This window comes from Kitasatospora papulosa (genome assembly GCF_000717245.1).
GTDB classification, from domain to species: Bacteria; Actinomycetota; Actinomycetes; order Streptomycetales; family Streptomycetaceae; genus Streptomyces; species Streptomyces papulosus.
In genome coordinates this window covers 26884-44376 of the sequence record NZ_JNYQ01000001.1, presented here as the reverse complement: position 1 = coordinate 44376, position 17493 = coordinate 26884, and the positions used below count along the sequence as shown (strand labels likewise).

10 protein-coding genes are annotated in these 17493 nt (G+C 73.4%); 3 read left to right on the top strand and 7 right to left on the bottom strand.

Annotated features, from left to right (window positions below):
* Positions 1 to 48: 48 nt before the first annotated feature.
* From IA22_RS0100145 to IA22_RS0100120, 6 genes are all read right to left on the bottom strand, one after another.
* Complete coding sequence (locus tag IA22_RS0100145) at positions 49 to 1197, bottom strand: glycosyltransferase (RefSeq protein WP_030122357.1); 1149 nt, start codon at positions 1195 to 1197, stop codon at positions 49 to 51.
* Complete coding sequence (locus IA22_RS0100140) at positions 1194 to 4040, bottom strand: bifunctional glycosyltransferase/CDP-glycerol:glycerophosphate glycerophosphotransferase (RefSeq protein WP_030122356.1); 2847 nt, start codon at positions 4038 to 4040, stop codon at positions 1194 to 1196. The genes IA22_RS0100145 and IA22_RS0100140 overlap by 4 nt, the downstream gene beginning before the upstream one ends.
* A complete protein-coding gene (locus IA22_RS0100135; protein ID WP_030122355.1) occupies positions 4037 to 7489 on the bottom strand; it encodes a bifunctional glycosyltransferase/CDP-glycerol:glycerophosphate glycerophosphotransferase in 3453 nt (1150 codons plus the stop codon). The genes IA22_RS0100140 and IA22_RS0100135 overlap by 4 nt, the downstream gene beginning before the upstream one ends.
* Before the next feature lie 100 nt (positions 7490 to 7589).
* Positions 7590 to 8456, bottom strand: a complete 867-nt coding sequence (locus IA22_RS0100130; RefSeq protein WP_030122354.1) for a TylF/MycF/NovP-related O-methyltransferase — start codon at positions 8454 to 8456, stop codon at positions 7590 to 7592.
* Between the two features lie 11 nt (positions 8457 to 8467).
* The gene (locus IA22_RS0100125; RefSeq protein WP_030122353.1) at positions 8468 to 9202 is read right to left on the bottom strand and encodes a methyltransferase domain-containing protein; all 735 of its coding nucleotides are present in this window, start codon (positions 9200 to 9202) and stop codon (positions 8468 to 8470) included.
* Between the two features lie 90 nt (positions 9203 to 9292).
* A complete protein-coding gene (locus tag IA22_RS0100120; RefSeq protein WP_030122352.1) occupies positions 9293 to 11377 on the bottom strand; it encodes a bifunctional glycosyltransferase/CDP-glycerol:glycerophosphate glycerophosphotransferase in 2085 nt (694 codons plus the stop codon).
* 100 nt (positions 11378 to 11477) lie between these two features.
* On the opposite strand from IA22_RS0100120, the gene IA22_RS0100115 reads away from it, so the two are divergent.
* Positions 11478 to 14903, top strand: a complete 3426-nt coding sequence (locus tag IA22_RS0100115; protein WP_030122351.1) for a bifunctional glycosyltransferase/CDP-glycerol:glycerophosphate glycerophosphotransferase — start codon at positions 11478 to 11480, stop codon at positions 14901 to 14903.
* Between the two features lie 37 nt (positions 14904 to 14940).
* Here the strand turns inward: IA22_RS0100115 and IA22_RS0100110 are convergent, their stop codons facing one another.
* Positions 14941 to 15546: a TetR/AcrR family transcriptional regulator gene (locus IA22_RS0100110; RefSeq protein WP_030122350.1), complete on the bottom strand. Its 606-nt coding sequence runs from the start codon at positions 15544 to 15546 to the stop codon at positions 14941 to 14943.
* Between the two features lie 144 nt (positions 15547 to 15690).
* Here IA22_RS0100110 and IA22_RS0100105 point away from each other — a divergent pair, with 144 nt between their 5' ends.
* Positions 15691 to 16632: an ABC transporter permease gene (locus IA22_RS0100105; RefSeq protein ID WP_014155941.1), complete on the top strand. Its 942-nt coding sequence runs from the start codon at positions 15691 to 15693 to the stop codon at positions 16630 to 16632.
* A complete protein-coding gene (locus tag IA22_RS0100100) occupies positions 16625 to 17419 on the top strand; it encodes an ABC transporter ATP-binding protein (protein WP_014155940.1) in 795 nt (264 codons plus the stop codon). Before IA22_RS0100105 ends, IA22_RS0100100 begins: the two co-directional genes overlap by 8 nt.
* The last annotated feature ends 74 nt before the right edge of the window (positions 17420 to 17493 follow it).

Below are 17493 nucleotides of genomic sequence, written 5' to 3'. Positions count from 1 at the left end.
CGGGCCCCGCGGTCCCGGTGGGCCCGGGGAGCCGCGGCGGCGGCCCGGTCAGCGCTCCAGGAGGGCGAACAGCTCTTCCCAGCGGCCCATGGTCTCCGCCTCGGAGAACCGCTGGACGTTGGCCCGCGCCCGGTCGCCCATCGCGTCCCGCATCCGGGGGTTCCCGGTGAGCCGGAGCAGCCGGTCCGCGAGGGCCCCGATGTCACCGGCCGGCGCGAGCAGGCCGTCCTCACCGTCGCGGATGATCTCCCGTACGCCCGGCGCGCAGTCGAACGCCGCACACGGGACGCCGCTCGCCATGGCCTCCAGCAGCGCGAGCGGGAAGCCCTCGCCGCGTGAGGACTGGACGAACACGGACGAGTCCGCGAGAGCTCCGGGGACGTCGTCCGTACGCCCCCGCCAGTCCACGGAGCCGTCGAGGCCCAGAGCGGTGCACAGGGTCCTCAGCTCCGCCTCGTCCTCCCCGGTGCCGTACACGTCCAGCCGCCAGTCGGGCCGCTGCGGGGCCACGAGCGCCCAGGCGTCCAGGAGCATGTCGATGCCCTTCTGGTCGGTCAGCCGGCCGATGCTCGCCACGGACTTCTCGCGGCGCGGGGACGGCACGTCGGGCAGTCCGGCCAGGGCGTTGGGCATGAAACCGACGTTGTTCATCCCGTCGCCCGCCCACTTGTCGGCGTCCTCGGCCGTCAGGACGAGCCAGTGGTCGAGCGCCGGATAGTGGTTCCTGATCCAGCGGTAGCGGTGGCTCGCCCGGGAGTAGTCGTAGGACTCGTGGCTCATCCCGATGACCCGGAGCCCGGCGGTGTCCGCCTCGCCGACCCATTCCATCGCCCAGACCTGGGTGACGATCACCACCCCGCCGGGCCGGGCCGCCCGGAAGATCTCCGAGAGCCGGTCGACGGCCCGGCGCTTGCGGACGACGCGGCGGGCCTCGGCCCGCCGGGCGGGAATCCGGAAGCGGTCCCGCAGGCCCCTGGGAGCCCAGGGGGTGGGAGGGTGCGCCGGATAGAGGGCCGTCACCGGGTATCCGGGCGGATCGGGCAGGGCCATCTTCCGCTCGGCGGCGTGGACGCCGACGGTGTGCACCCGGTGGCCCGCCTCCTGGAACAGCTGGGCGGTCCGGTGCATCCAGCCCGTCACACCACCGAGCTCGTCGGTGCTGTTGGACACGATGAAGATGTCGCGGCTGCCGCTCATCGGCCGGCCTCCCCGGTAGGGACGGTACGGGAGGGGGCGAGGTGCCGGGCGAACACGGTGTCGACCACCGCGCGGGCCGCGTCCCCCCGGTCGTAGGCGCCGAACTCCTCGGCGAACGCGGTGCGCCGCTCCTGGAAGCCCGTCTCGGCGGTCTTCAGCCGGGCCAGCACGGCGAACAGTTCCTCCTCGGTCGCGGTCACCGGTCCCGGCGCCTTCTCCCGGAGGTCGAAGTAGCTGCCCCGCTCGGCCGCGTAGGCGTCGAGATCAGGGGCGAAGAGGACGATCGGACGGTCCAGGAGGGCGTAGTCGAACATGATCGACGAGTAGTCCGTGACCAGGACGTCGGTGAGCGCGAGGATCTCACTGACGTCGTGGTGGCGCGAGACGTCCACGACGGTCCCCGGCGGGCACGCGGGCAGACTCGCCGCCTCCAGGTAGTGCGCCCGCACCAGCAGTGTGTACGTGTCGCCGAAGCGTTCCGCGAAGCGCGCCGCGTCCAGCAGCAGCCGTTGCCGTTTGCGCGTGCCCGGCCTGCCCCGGAAGGTCGGCGCGTACAGCACGACCTTGCGGTGGTCGGGCAGGCCGAGTTCGGCCGCGAGCGCCGGACGGGGCAGCCGGCCCTCGGCCTCGTCCCGCGCGCGCGCGGCGAGCAGGACGTCGTTGCGGGGGTAACCGGTGCGCAGCAGCGTCCGTTCCGGCAGCCGGTAGGCGCGGGCCAGCGTGCGCTCGTCGTGCTCGGACCGTACGAGGAAGTGGTCGAAGCGGTGCACGGCCTGCTGGAGCCGTTCGCGCTGCGGGGTGTTCTGCAGGCGCACCCGGGTCTCGTCGAAGCCCATGCGCTTGTACGCCGATCCGTGCCAGGTCTGGAGGTAGGTCGTGCCGGACGGCTTGTCGAGGTTCTGCGGGAACCCCTGGTTGTCGACCCAGTACTCCGCCCGGGCCAGGGCCCACAGATAGCGCCAGGACCAGCGGCGCACGAGCCGGACGTCGGTGGGGAAGCCCTCCGTGGAGTCGGCGTGGACCCAGACGGGGCGGAGCCGGAGCCCTCGGGCGCGTACCTCCTCGTGGACGGCGCGGGGGCTGTCGCCGTAGCAGGTGCCCATGTGGCTCTCGAAGACCACCGACCCCCGGCGCTTGGGCAGTCGCAGCAGCCAGGAGCGGTACACCGCGACCTTGAAACCCCTGGCGTGCAACCGGTCCCGGCGCCTGCCCAGGGCACGCAGCGCCAGCCTCACCCTGCGTGCGGGACGGAAGTGGGTGGCGTAGTGGACCAGCCCGCGGGCCGTACGGGCGGGACGGTGACGGGCTTCGAGCCTGAGTGCCAGATGGTCCCGGAGGGTGACGTAGGGCTGCCAGGTGTCCCCGGTCGTCCTCCCGAGCCGCGGCCGGGCGGGCGAACGCTCCCCGGGCCCGACGAGGTCGTGCGCCGCGAAGAGCTCGCTCACCGAGCGGGTCCGGCCGTCCTCCACCACCATCCGCGCGTCCCACACGGTGTCGCGCGGTCCGAAGGGGCGCAGCAGGCGTGTCACGTCGAGACCCGTGGACCAGCTGATCCCGGTGGCGTCGGGCCGCAGCGAGTCGACCGGGGCGTGGAAGGCGCGCGAGCCGTCGCGTACGCGGAACTCCAGACGGGCGGTGAGCCGGCCGTCCGGGGCGGGTCCGGTGTGCGAGGGCAGGACGAGCCGGCCCGCGAGCAGGACCCGGCTGCCGTGCGCCTCGTAGCGGGTGACCCGGTTCATCAGCTTCAGCTCGTCGAACGGCCGGTACTGGTGGCCGAGTTCGGTGACGTCGAGCACGGGGTCGGGGCCGCCCTGCCAGTACACCCGTCCGTCGTCCTGCACGGAGAGGGGCGCGGCCACGACACCCCGCCTGCGCAGCGCGTACGCCGCCGTGAGCACCCCGTCCGCGTCGCCCCGCTCCAGCAGCCGGACGCCGACGCGCTCGACGGCGGGCAGGGTCAGCAGGACCCGCTCGGGGACGACGTCGGGCAGCACCCGGGCCGCCGTCGCCGCGACGCGTTCGCGCGCGGCGACGGGCCGTTCGGGGAACGTCCGCACGAGGGGCACGAGATGGTCCAGCAGGAAGGACCGGTCCCGCTCCTCGCGCAGTTCCGCCAGCCCCTGTGCCGCCAGCACATGGCACACGCGCCGGTGCGCCTCGACGAGCCCGGCGAGGTCCCGGCCGGCGTCGGGCGCGGCCCGCCCGGAGACGATCCGGCGGCGTACGAGTGCGATCCGGCCGACCACGGCCGCCACCAGGGGGCCGAAGAGGACCTCGCTGTGGGTGAGGTCCTCGTCGTAACGCAGCGCGTGGCGTTCCAGGGCCGCCCGGCGTACGCAGAATCCGGTCACCAGGGCGTCGTGCACGGCCAGTTCGGGGGCCTCGGTGAACCGGGCGACGGTGCGGGAACGGGCGAACAGCGGGTGCTGCCAGGAGGGTTCCCGTTCCTTCGACCCCTCTCCGGTGGAACGGCTCCAACGCCCGGCGACGAGGTCGGCACGGGTGCGCGTCCCGGCCTCCCAGAGGTTGCGGCAGGCGTGCCGCTGGAGGCGTTCGCCGGCGTCGAGCACGAGGACGTACGTGCCGAGTGCCGCGTCCAGACCGGCGTTGCGCAGGGAGGCGACACCGTCGGTGCCGGGGTCGAGCACCCGTACCCGGTCCGGGGAGCGCACGGCCGCCGATCCGGCCGCCGTGCGCAGCCCCGCGGGGGCGCCGGCGGGCAGCACGACGAGGGCCTCGACGGCGCGCAGGCTCTGGTCCAGCACGGATTCCAGGGACGCGGCCAGGGCGTCCTCCCCGCCCTCACCCGCGGTGATCACACAGCTGACGTCGGGCGTGCTCATCCCTGTGCCCCCTTCAGCATCAGGTCCACGACCCGGGCGGCGGCGGTCCCGTCGTCGAAGTCGCAGAAGGCCTCACGGAAGCGGGCGTACGCCTCACGGTGGCCGGCGGTCGCGGCGTCCGGGTCGCGCAGTGCCTCGACGACCGCCGCCGAGTCGGTGATCAGCGGGCCGGGCGCCCGGGTCTCGAAGTCGAAGCAGAAACCGCGCAGGGTGTCGCGGTAGTGCTCCAGGTCGTAGGTGTGGAACAGCATCGGCCGGCCCGTCTGGGCGAAGTCGAACATCAGGGACGAGTAGTCCGTGACCAGCACGTCGCTGATCAGCATCAGCTCGGTGACGTCGGGGTGGCGCGACACGTCGCGGACGAAGTCGTTCTCGGGGACGCTCCCGCCGACCAGGTAGTGGCGGCGCACCAGCAGGACGTGGTCCTCGCCGAGCGCCTTCCGTGCCTGCTCCAGGTCCAGCTGGAGGTCGAGTCCGTACCGGCCGCCGTGCTTGGGCCGGTCCTCGCGCCAGGTCGGGGCGTACAGGACGACCCTCCTGCCGTCGGGCACGGCGAGCGACCGCCGGACCGCGTCGGCCGTCTTCGCCCGGTCGGGGGCGTACAGCAGGTCGTTGCGCGGGTAGCCGCATTCGAGCACCTCGCCCGTGTGGCCGAAGGCGCGGCGCAGGACGGGCGTGGAGAAGCTGTTCGGGGACACGAGCACGCTCCACTGGGCGGCCCGCCGCGGCATGGACTCCATGTACGCGGTGTCCGCGAAGGCGGTGCCGGCGAGGTCCCGGCCGATGCGCTTGAGCGGGGTGCCGTGCCAGGTCTGGACGACGTACTGGCCCTCCGCGCGTTCGAACCACTCGGGCAGCTGGGTGTTGGTGACGATCCACCGGCTCCTGGCCAGCGCCTCGTGCCACTCGGCGCTGTGCAGGGCGACGGCGCGCACCCCGGCGGGCACGGCGGCCTGCTGGTCCCGGACCACCCAGAGGTGTTCGACGCCGGTGCCGCGCCGGGCCAGCTCCTCGTGGACGGCGCGGGGCGAGTCGGAGTACTGCCGCCCGTCGAAGCTGGAGTACAGCACGGCGTCGCGGAGCTCCTCCCCGTGTGCGCCCGCCCAGCGCTCACGGAGCAGCCGCTGCCCGTACGCGCCCCGCTCCGCCGGCGGCAGGGCGCTGCCGGACCGCAGGGAGAGCCGGTCGTGGAAGCGCCTCTCCAGGGTGAAGCGGCGTCCTCCCGTCTCCCGCCACCGCGGCAGGCCCGCGTGCAGCTGGTGCACCACGCGCAGCGGGAGATAGCGCTCGGGGTCGGTCTCGCCCACTTTCCGGAGGAAGGGGTACCACCGGCCCTCGGCGAGCGGCAGCGCGCCTCCGGGGCCGTCGACGGCACCGGGCGACAGCGCCGCACGGAACCCGCCGCCCGTGCGTTCCACCGCGAAGGAGCGCTCCTCCTGGTGGCCGCTGTGCCGCAGGACCAGTTCGTCGGTGTGGTACCGCGCCGCCGGGAAGGTCCCTTCGAGGACCAGGCCGGTGTCGTCGTCCCAGGACATGCCGGTGACGACGGGCCGCACGACCCGGTCGGTGAGCACCAGGTCCCCGGACGGATTCGCGGCGGCGTAGACCTCACGGCCGCCGGGCAGCGGGTACCGCGCGGCGTCGGTCTCCGGGCGGGCGGCGACCGGGAGCCCGCGGGTTCCGCCGGTGAGCTGGACGCCCCAGTCGCCGTCGGACCCCCGAAACGTCATCAGCGGCACCTCGGCGACGACGGTCCTGCCGTCCGATCCCTCGTCCGCCGCCAGGGGGAACTCCCGGACCTCCTTCGTCCGCCACTCCTGGATCCGCAGGGCCGTCGGTGTCTCGCCGCCCAGCAGCCGCACCGCGATCCGGATCCCGTCGCCGGCGTCCGTCGGCCCGTGGCCGGCGAGCACGGCTTCGACCCGCTCGGCTCGCAGCTCCAGCTTGTTCCCGGAGAGCAGCGGCACGACCCGGGTGCGCTCGTCGACGTACCGCACGGCGGGCGCGGCGGGGTTGCCGAGCAGCCGCATCGGCCCACGGCGCGGCCGTCCGGCGGCGAGGACGACGGCTTCCAGCTTCCACAGGGTGCGGGTGCCCCGGGCGGTCGCCCCGGTGACGATCCGGCGCGGGTCGACGACCGTCTCGAAACCGGAGCGTTCGTAACCGTGCAGCGAGCGGCCCGATCCGGCCGCCGCGTCGTCCGTCGTCCCTCTCCGCAGCCGGAGCGGGACCAGCCGGCGGCCCGACCTCAGCCAGCCCGTGGCCACCGGCCCGCCCGGGGCGTTGCGCACGTACGCATAGCCCTTGAGGTGCAGCTGCCCGTCCCGCCACACCGCCTCGGTGAGGTGCGCGTGCACGGGGAGGTCCTGGGCGGACAGTGCGGTGACCTTGCCGGGCAGGGGCGCGACGACGCCCGGGTACGCGGCCCGCGGCCGCAGCCACCCCCGGACGTGGAAGGTGTCGCGGTCCGTGGACTCGTGGGCCAGGAGCGCGAGCAGCTCCGCCGTCCTGCGTTCCCGGATCAGCTGCCACTTGACCCGCAGGTGCAGGGGCAGTCCGTCGAGGACCTCGGGGCCGACCGTGTCGGCGAAGGCGTTGGCGTGGGTGAGGAAGGCCTCGTGGAAGTCCTCGTCGCCCTCGGGGAGCGCCTCCATGAACAGCCAGAGGTCTCCCGAGAGCGCGTGCTCGTCGTAGCGCCGCTTCGCCTCGGGCATGTCGCGGTCGGCGAGGAAACGGCTCACCGTGGAGACCGCCGTGACCCGGTCGCGGATGCCCCGGGCCACCGCGCGCCGGGTGGTGATCGAGCCGTCGCGGTCCCTCCAGTGGTAGACCGGCTCCTCCACGACGTCGACGCTCCGCGCCAGGAAGTGGGCCGGCAGGACCACCGCGATGTCCTCGTACAGGACACCCGTCGGGAAGGCGAAGGCGTGCCGGTCCCAGAAGGACCTGCGGAACACCTTGTTGCACGCGATGCGGTCGCCGAGCAGGATCCAGTCCCGGGTGACGTGGGTGGCTCGGCGGGACCTCTCCATCGGCCTGCGGAACATCGGGGACTGTTCGAGCAGCCCGTTCGCCCGGAGCCTGAGGACGTTGCCCGTCGCGAAGTCCGATCCGGAGGCGTCGAGTTCGCCGAGCATCCTGGCGAAGGCGCCCGGCGGCACGACGTCGTCGCTGTCCACGAACGTCAGGAACCCGGCGTCCGGGTGCGCCTGCCCGGCCCCCGCGTTGCGTGCCGCCCCGAGTCCGCCGTTCTTCTGCCGGATCAGCCGGAAGCGCGGGTCACACCGGGAGAACTCCAGTGCCACGTCGGCACTTCCGTCCGTCGAGCCGTCGTCGACCATGACGACCTCCAGATCGGCCATGGTCTGTCCGGCGAGCGACTCCAGGCAGGCTCCGAGGTACTCCTCGACGTTGTAGAGCGGGACGACGACGGTGAGACGGGGTGCCATGACGCTGCGCACGATCCTTCCGGACGGACGAACATACTTCTCCTGGTGGAACGAGCCCCGTGCCAGGGAGGCACGGGGCTCGCGAAGGGTTACCGCCCGCTCAGGGTTTGACGGCGATGCGGCCCTCGTCCATGCGCAGCAGCAGGAGCTGCTCGCCGGTCTCCTCCAGGAACTCGTCCACGGCCTGGCGCGATCCCTGCCAGTAGCCGTAGTCGTCGATCAGCAGGACACCGCCGCTCACCAGGCGGCCGTACAGGTGGTGCAGTTCGTGCTTGGTCGACGCGTACCAGTCGGTGTCCAGCCGGAGGATGGAGATCTGCTCCGGCGCACGCTCCGGGAGGGTGTCCTCGACCTTGCCCCGCACGTAGTGGACGCGGTCCTTCGGGTAGGGGACCCGCTCGAACCCGGCCTGTACGTCCTCCAGGGAGGCCACGGCCCAGATCGGCCGGTCCTTGCCCTGCGCGTCGAGCAGTTCCCGGGCCGGCCTGCCGTCCCGCCGCAGGTCCTCGGCGGTGGGCGGGGTCATGCCCTCGTACGTGTCGAAGAGGTAGAGGTCGCGGTCTGTCTCGCCGAGCGACAGGAGCGTCTTCGCGCAGGCCTGCATGGAACCGCCGCGCCAGACACCGCACTCGACGATGTCCCCCGGGATGCCGTGCCTGACGATGTGCCGGGTCGCGAGGACGAAGGCGTTGAGCCGCTCCGGCGAGGTCATCGTGTACGGCTTCACCGCACGGATGATGTCCTTCGCCTCGTCGTCGTAGTCCGCGGGCAGGGCAGGCGTCTTCGCCACGGCCGGCTTCGTCGCGACGGGCTTCACCACGGGCGGGGCCTGGGTGGCCGCCGGGGCGGACCGGGGAGCGGGCACGGTCGCACGCCTGAGCTGGTATCCGGTGAGTTGCTGAAGGACGCCGTTGACGGCGTTGCGCCAAGCCATGGGGCGGGACACTACGCACGCTTTGCGGCTCATGTCATCTTTCGTCAACCTGTAGTTGATGGGACCGTACGGCTGTCCGGTCGTCCGCACCGCTCCCGTCCGTCCAGCGGCCGCGGCAGCGGGATCCGGTCCACTCCCCCGGCCCGGTTGGCCCACCAGACCGCCGTCTCGCGCACGGCGAGGTCGGCCAGCGTGTTCTTCAGCCGGGTCACCGGCCGCCGGTCCGGCCGCGGGCGGCGGAAGACACCCACCGAGTCGCCCCAGTAGGCGGCCTCGGAGTCGATGGAGGCGTAGTCGTGCCGGATCCCCCTGGCGGGCGGGAAGTCCGTGTACGCCTCGCGGAGTTCGAGCCGTGAGTGGGCGGCCATCGCGCGGAAGCCGTCGGGGTAGTAGCGCCAGCAGTCCTGTGCGTCGTGGGCGTGCCCGCGCGAGGGCGCGGTGATGAAGGCGTGGCCGCCGGGCCTGAGCACGCGGGCGATCTCCATCATGGACACCCAGAAGAAGGGGATGTGCTCGAACGCCTGGCCGGACAGCACCACGTCGGCACTCCGCGACTTCGCGGGGATCCGGTAGGGGCGGGTCATGACCGCGTCCACGTTGGGGCCGTCGAGGACGTCGACCCCGAGGTAGTCGACGTCGTGGCCGGCCAGCAGTCCGCGGTGGGTACGGGTCTGCTTCCCGGAGATCCGTGAGCCGAGGTCCACGACGCGGTGCCTGCGGTCCTTGGGCAGGTACTCCTCGATGCAGAGCTGCATCTGCTCGTAGGCGGACCGGTGCATGAGCTTCTCCCAACGTTGCCTGATGCGCGCGCTGTCGAGCACAACGACGGCGGCGTGCGGAGGGGTCGCCCCGTACGGGTGACCCGCTGTTCAGTCCGGGGCCACGGGGAAGATCCGCCGCACCACCCGCTCCGCCGCGTGCCCGTCGTCGTACGGGCAGAAGCGGTCGCGGAACGCGGCGCGCAGGGCGTCGGCCTCCGGGGACCGCCAGGCGCCGCCGCGCAGCACGCCGACGAGCTCGTCCTCGGTGGTGGCGACCGCGCCCGGGGTGTCGCCGGGGCGGCCGGACAGCAGATCGACGTAGGTGCCCCGGGCGGCGCGGTAGGCCTCCCAGTCGGGTACGTAGGCGATGATCGGGCGGTCCAGACAGGCGTAGTCGAACATCAGGGACGAGTAGTCGGTGATCAGTGCGTCGGCGGCCAGGAAGAGCTCCTCGACGACGGGGTGCGCGGTGACGTCGACGATCCGGTCCCCCGCCGCCCCCGCCGAACGCCCGTAGAAGTAGTGGGCGCGCACCAGCAGCGTGAAGCCGGGGCCCAGTTCACGGGTGAGGCGTTCCAGGTCGAGCCGGGGGACGAAACCCCTGCGGTAGTCGCGGTGGGTGGGCGCGTACAGCAGGACGGTCGCCCCGGGCACGATGCCGAGTTCCGCGCGGATCTTGCCCGTCAGCTCGGGGGAGGCACCGCACAGGACGTCGTTGCGCGGGTAGCCGTAGGGCAGTTGCTCGTAGGCGGAGGGGTAGACCCGGTCCCAGACCTCGGTGCTGTGCGGGTTGGCGGAGAGGCTGAAGTCCCACTGGTCGGCGTGGGCGACGATCCGCTCGAAATCGACACCGCCGGTGAGGGCGGGGTACGGGAGCTGGTCCAGGCCCATGGTCTTCAACGGGGTCCCGTGGTGGGTCTGCAGATAGGTCTGGCCGGGCCGTTTGGTGAAGCCGCCGGGGAAGCTGGAGTTGTTGACGAGGTACGTCGCGGTGGCCATGGCCCGCCAGTAGGCGCGGGAGCCCTCGATGACGTACGGCATGCCGGGCGGCATCCGGTCGCGGTGGCGGGAGGAGACGACCCAGACGCCCCGGATGTGCGGGACCAGCTCGCGGGCCTTGGCGTGGACGGCGGCCGGATTGCAGGCGACGCCCCTGTTCCAGTACGCCCCGTAGACGGCGAGGCGGGGATCCAGCGGCCGGCGCAGGTCGGCGCGGTAGAGCACCCTCAGCACGCGGGCGCGCAGCGACTTCCGGCCCGCGCGCGCGACGGCTCGCGCCCGGGCACGCCCGGCGCGGACCGCCTCCCGGACCCGGTGGGAGAAGTAGCGGCCGGGGAGCCCCGCCGCCCGGAAGAAGGCGGCACGGTCACGCGGGGCGACACGGCCCCGGTCGTCGAGCACGGCCCTCAGGTGGGCGGCGCGCGCGGCCTCGACGCGCGGGTCGTCGCCGGTCTCGGCGGCGAGCCGCTCGTAGGCGCGGATGACCGCGAAGTGCGCGCGGCCCGGTGTCGTGGCCGTCGTGCCCGCGCGGCGCCGGCCGTGCCGTACGCAGATCCGGTCGAGTCCGGCGAGGGTGCCCGCGTCGGACGCCAGGAGGACCGCACGGTGGACGGGCACGACGTCGCCGTACGGGCCCTCGGTGAAGCGGAGCCGGTGGGCCTCCCAGAAGGCGCGGCGGAAGAGCTGGTTGCGGGCGGCCGGGAGGGCGGCGTCGCCCGGCTCGACCGTGCCCCACCAGTCGACCCGGTCGTGGCCCAGGCGCAGCACGTCGGGCGGGTCCTGCGGGAGCCGCGCACCGGCCGGGTCCTGCGGGAGCGGGTCACCGGCCCGGTCCTGCGGGGGCCGCGCGCCGCAGGGGCCGTCCGACAACCGCGCGGAGATCTCCGCCACCGCTCCGGGAAGGAGCACGTCGTCCCCGTCGAGGAAGAGCAGATAGGCGCCACGCGCCGCCGCCGCACCGGCGTTCCTCGCCGCGCCGGTGTCCCAGGGGCCGTCGAGGACCAGCACGCGCACCCGGGGGTCCCGCTCGGCGGTCTCCCGCGCGACGGCGAGCTCCAGCGGGCTGTCGGGCGTGCAGACGGCGATCAGCTCGGGCTCCGCCTCCCCGGCCGGCCCCTGCCCGGTCACGGACTCCAGGGCCGCCCGCAGGTACCCCTGAACGCGGTGGGCGGGCACGACGACACTGAGGAGCATGGCAGCCGAGCGTAACGGGGGCCCCGCCGCCCGCCCTAGCGATCTTCACCCGTTCGGGTCAGCCGCGTGACCCGCGGCGCTCGCCCGGGTTGATCCGTACATGAAGCCACTCCTCAGCGTCGTCGTCCCCGTGCACAACGTCGAGGACTACCTGGCGGAGTGTCTCGACTCGCTGGCCGGGCAGTCCCTCGACGCCATCGAGGTGGTGATGGTCGACGACGGCTCGACCGACGGGAGCCGCCGGATCGCCGAGGAGTTCGCCGCCCGGGACGACCGCTTCCGCTGCGTCCACCAGCCCAACGCGGGGCTCGGCGCCGCCCGGAACACGGGGGTCGCCCGCACCACCCCCGGCGTCCCGTACCTCGCGTTCGCCGACAGCGACGACGTCCTCGTCCGTGACGCGTACGCACGGATGCTGGCGTCCCTGGAGTCGACGGGTTCCGACCTGGTGACGGGCAACGTGTGGCGGCTCACCGGGCAGAAACGGCAACAGGCCTGGCAGTACCGCTGGCTGACCGGCGACCGCCTCCGCACCCACATCACCCGCGACGCCCGGCTCCTCTCGGACCGCGTCGCGTGGAACAAGGTGTTCCGGCGCTCCTTCTGGGACCGGCACGCCTTCTCCTTCCCGGTGGGCAGGCTCTACGAGGACACCCCGGTGATGATCCCCGCGCACTACCTCGCCGGGTCGGTGGACGTGCTGCACGAGCACGTCTACCACTGGCGGGTCAGGGAGGGCTCGATCACCCGGCGGCGCACGGACGTGCGGGGCGTGCGGGACCGGATCGCCGCCTGCGAACAGGTCAGCGCGTTCCTCTCGGACCGCGGCGCCGACCAGCGGCTGCGCTACGACGTCTCGTGCCTGCGCGACGACTTCGTGTACTTCCTGGAAGGTCTGCCGATGGGCGGCCCCGCGTACCGTTCCGCGTTCATGACGGACGCGGGCGCGTTCGTCGACCGGGCGGGCGACGCGGCCCTGGCCGGGCTGCCGGCCCCGGCACGCATCCGCTGGCAGCTGGTGCGGGAGCGCAGGGTCCACGAACTGCTGGCCGTCCTGGAGTTCGAACGGGCCAACGGCGCGGGCACGTTCGCCGTGGCGGGTCCGCCGGGCAGACGGCGGGCCGTGCACCCCCGGGTGGCGGACGGCAGGAGCGTCTCGGCGCGCCTGGGCAAGGGCGATCTCCCGGCCGTGGCACGGCTGGTGGACTCGTCATGGGCCGACGACGGCACCCTGCGGCTGCGCGGGTACGCGTACATCCGCAACCTCCCGGCCGAGTCGGCCCGGCAGTCCCTGAAGGGCGCCCTGGTGCGGGAGGCGGTGGGCGGGCGGATGCGGCCCGTTCCCGTGCGCACGGTCCGGACCGAGCGGGCCACCGCCGACTCCGGGCAGGAGCTGCACCGTTACGACCACGCGGGCTTCGAGATGGTCCTCGACCCCGGACGGCTGGGGCCGGGCCGCTGGCTGGTGGGGGTGGTGGTCGCGGGCCACGGCGTCGTACGGCGGGCCGCCCTGCGCGCGGTGGAGGCGGCCTCGGCGCAGCCCGTGGTGCGGGACCTGGGCGAGGCTCTGCGCGCGGTGCTCGGTTACCGGGACGGCCGGCTGGAGCTGACCGTGACCAGACCGGCCGCGATGGCCACCGGCCACGACCGCGGCCGGGACGTGCTGGAACTGACCGGCCGGCTGTACGCGGACGTCCGGCCGTCCGCACTCGTGCTGGCCCGCGACGGGGCCGAGGACGTCGTCTGCCCGGTGCGGTGCGACGACGGCGATGGCGGTGACTGCGGCCGCGGGGACCGGGACGGCGGCGGGGCCGGTTTCGGCGTGCGGCTCCCGCTCGACGCGCTCGCGGCAGGTTCCGTTCCGGGGCAGGGCCGGTGGCGGGCGGCGCTCGTGGCCGACGGTGTCCGCGTGCCGCTCGCCGCCGGGCCGGACCTGCCGCCCCCCGCCTTCGCCGACGCCGAGGGCAACCTTGTGGTGGACCTGGCGGACGAGCCGTACGTGGACCGCGCCGGGGCCACCGCGGACGGTGGGCTGCGCATCCACGGGGCCGGGACCGGCACGCTCGAACTGCGGCACGCCACCCTCGGCTGGACGGTGCCCGTCCCCGTCTCGCGGCAGAAGTCCGTCGAGCGGCACGCGCCCGCCGGACGGCGGGAGCAGCGCTTCGCGGCCGTGCTCGCCCGGCCGCCCCGCGAAGGTGACTGGGAGGTGTTCCTGGGCGGCCGGCCGGTGAGGGTGGAGACGGCGCTCTCCGCGCTCCTGCCCCTGGGCCCCGCGGGGTCCGGATTCCGCCTCGACCGCCGTCACGGCGACCGGCTGACCGTGCACGGCGCCTCTCCGCTCGGCGACGCGGAGCGGAGCGCGTACCAGCAGGGCCGGCTGCGGACGGCGCACTTCCCCGCGCAGCGCCGGCTCGCGCTCCGGGATGCCGTGCTCCACGTCGGGGACGGTCCCGTGCGCGCGGTGCACACCGAACTCGTGCGCCGGAGCACGGACGCCGAACTGCTCTGGGTCACCGACGGGTCCGCGGGCGCCGCGGCGGCCGTCCCGCCCACCGCCGTCCCCGTCGTGGCGCACAGCACCGCCTGGTACGAGGCGCTGGCGCGGTCCGGCCGGATCGTCGTGTCCGGCCATCTGCCCGCATGGTTCGAGCGCCGCCCGGACCAGTCGGTCGTACAGATCTGGCACGGGGCCCCGCTCGGCCGGTTCGGCCTGGACCTCACCGGCTCCCTGTACGCCGACCACCAGGACCTCGCCACACTGGCCCACCGATCCGCCCAGTGGTCGGTCCTGGTCTCCCCGGGCGCCTTCGCCACCCCGCACCTGTGCCGCGCCCTGGCCTACCGGGGCGAGGTGCTGGAGGCGGGTTCACCGGCCGACGACCTGCTGTTCGCCCCCGGCCGGGACAAGACGGCCGAACGGGTACGCCGGCAGCTGGGCGTCCCCGACGGCCACCGGGTGGTGCTGTACGCGCCGACGTACCGCGACCATCTCGCGCACGCCCCGGCCGACGTCCCCCTCGGCCAGGCGCCGCTGTACCGCTGGGACCCCGCGCTCGACCTGCTCGCGCTGACACGCTCGCTGGACCGGCGCACCACCGTGCTGGTCCGCAGGCATCCGCGGGTGACGGGCAGCGTCCCGGCCCACCCCGCGCTGCGTGACGTGTCCGCGCACCCGGACGCCACCGAGCTCCTGCTGATCGCCGACGTGCTGCTCACCGACTACTCGGGCCTCGTGTTCGGCTTCGCGCACACGGGCCGCCCGATGCTCTTCCACACCTACGACCTGGAGCACTACCGGGACACGGTGCGCGGTTTCTGCCTGGACTTCGAGACCCGGGCTCCGGGACCGCTGCTCGTGACCACCCAGGAGGTGGCCCAGGCCCTGCGGACGACTCCGGCGTCCGCGGCGCTGCACGCGGAGGCCTACGAGAGCTTCCGGCGGGACCACCGCGGTCCGGCCGACGGCGGGGCGGCCCGCCGTGTGGTGGACCGTCTGCTCGACGGGCCCCCCGGCCCCGCGTAGCGCGGCCCCGGCCCCGCGCAGTGCGAGCGCCCGGGCGTCAGGCCTTGAGCGCCCGGACCGCCGACGCCGCGAGGTCGTCCAGGTATCCCTTGGGCAGGTCGCCCCGGACCACGACGAGCCGCCAGTACAGCGGCCCGACGATCAGGTCCAGCGCCCGGTCGGGGTCACTGCCCTCGGGCAGCTCGCCCCGCGCCACCGCGGCCCGTACGACCACGGCGGCCACCCCCTTCTGCTGGTCGAGCAGGGCGGCCTTGATGGCGTCGGAGATCTCCGGGTTGCGGGCCGCCTCGACCAGCAGGTCGGGGATCACCTGGGAGGCCACGGGGTGGCGGAGGGCGTACGCGGCCAGTTCGAGGACGGCGCGCACATCGCCGTGGAGCGAACCCGTCGCAGGTGCGGGCATGCCCTGCGCGGCGACCGCCGCGACCAGGTCCAGGACGAGATGGAGCTTGGACTTCCAGCGGCGGTAGACGGCGGTCTTGCCCACCCCCGCGCGCCGGGCGATGCCCTCGATCGACATCCGCGCGAAGCCCACGGCGGCCAGTTCCTCGAAGACGGCGCCGCGGATCGCGTCGGTGACGTCCTCGCGCAGCACCGCGGCACCTGCCGGGGTGCGGCGCCCGGTTCGCCGTTCGGTGGTCATGGCCCGAATGATAGACCGTAACGACGAAACGGTTGCGTTGCGACGTACAAACGTCCTACTGTCAGCGTTGCGACGATACGGTGCCGTCCCATCGACCCGAATCTCTGCGCACCGACACCCCCGACCCCCCTGTCGAAAGCGATCGTGGTGAGCCAGACAGCAGCCCCGCCGGCCCCGGTGGACACCGCATCAACCGCCCTCCTCCCCGTGTACGAACCCGGCGAGCTGGCCGCGCTCGCGGCCCGGCACGGACTGACCGTGAGCGGGGCACGGCCGACGCTCGGCGCGTACGTCCGGCAGCTCTGGGGGCGCAGGCACTTCATCACGGCCTTCGCCACGGCGAAGCTGACGGCGCAGTACAGCCAGGCGAAGCTCGGCCAGATCTGGCAGATCATGACCCCGCTGCTCAACGCGACGGTCTACTACTTCATCTTCGGCGTCCTGATGAACACCAAGCACGGAGTCCCCGACTACGTGCCCTTCCTCGTCACCGGCGTCTTCATCTGGACCTTCACCGCCAGCTCGATCACCGCCGGCACCCGGGCCATCAGCGGCAACACCGGCCTCGTCCGGGCCCTGCACTTCCCCCGGGCGTCCCTGCCGATCGCCCTGGCCATCCAGCAGCTCCAGCAGCTGCTGTTCTCCCTGGGCGCGCTGACGCTGATCCTGCTGGTGTTCGGCCAGTACCCGCAGCCCTCCTGGCTGCTGGCGATCCCCGCGCTCACGCTCCAGGCCCTGTTCAACACCGGTCTCTCGATGGTGATGGCCCGGCTGGCGGCCAAGACCCCGGACATCGCGCAGCTGACCCCCTTCATCCTGCGCACCTGGATGTACGCGTCCGGCGTCATGTGGAGCCTGGACACCCTGCTCTCGGGGGACCGCGTCCCGCGGCTCGTCCTGCTGGCCCTGGAGTGCAACCCGGCGGCCGTCTACATCGACCTGATGCGCTACGCCCTGATCGACAGCTTCTCCGGCACGCAGCTGCCCCCGCACGTGTGGGCCGTCGCCACCGGCTGGGCGCTGGTCTGCGGCGTCGGCGGGTTCGTGTACTTCTGGAAGGCAGAGGAGAGGTACGGACGTGGCTGACACCGCCGACACCCGGGTACCCACCGTCGTCGTCGACGACGTCCACATCACCTACACCGTGAACGGCGCGCGCACCGGAAGGGGCAGCGCCACCTCCGCCCTGAACAGGATCGTGTCGCGCCGCCAGCCCCGGGGCGCCCGCCAGGTGCACGCGGTGAAGGGCGTCAGCTTCGCCGCGTACAAGGGCGAGGCCATCGGCCTGATCGGCTCCAACGGATCCGGGAAGTCGACGCTGCTCAAGGCGATCGCGGGACTGCTTCCCCCGTCGCAGGGCCGTGTCCACACCCAGGGCCAGCCCTCGCTGCTCGGCGTGAACGCCGCCCTGATGAGCGACCTGACCGGGGAGCGCAACGTCGTGCTCGGCGGCCTGGCCATGGGCATGACGCGCGAGCAGATCCGCGAGCGCTACCAGGACATCGTGGACTTCTCGGGGATCAACGAGAAGGGCGACTTCATCACCCTGCCCATGCGGACCTACTCCTCCGGCATGGGGGCCAGGCTGCGCTTCTCCATCGCCGCCGCCAAGAGCCATGACGTCCTGCTGATCGACGAGGCGCTGTCCACCGGCGACGCGAAGTTCCAGCGGCGCAGCAAGGACCGGATCATGCAGCTCCGCGAGGAGGCCGGCACGGTGTTCCTGGTCAGCCACAGCAACCGGTCGATCACCGAGACCTGCGACCGGGCGATCTGGCTGGAGGCGGGCACCCTGCGGATGGACGGGCCGGCCAAGGACGTCGTCGCCGCGTACGAGGAGTTCACCGGGCCCGCGAAGCCCCGTAAGAAATGACGCGATGACGTCATGAAGCCGTCCGCCGGACGGGCCGATGGCCCGTCCGGCGGACGGCTTTCGTCGCGGCCCGT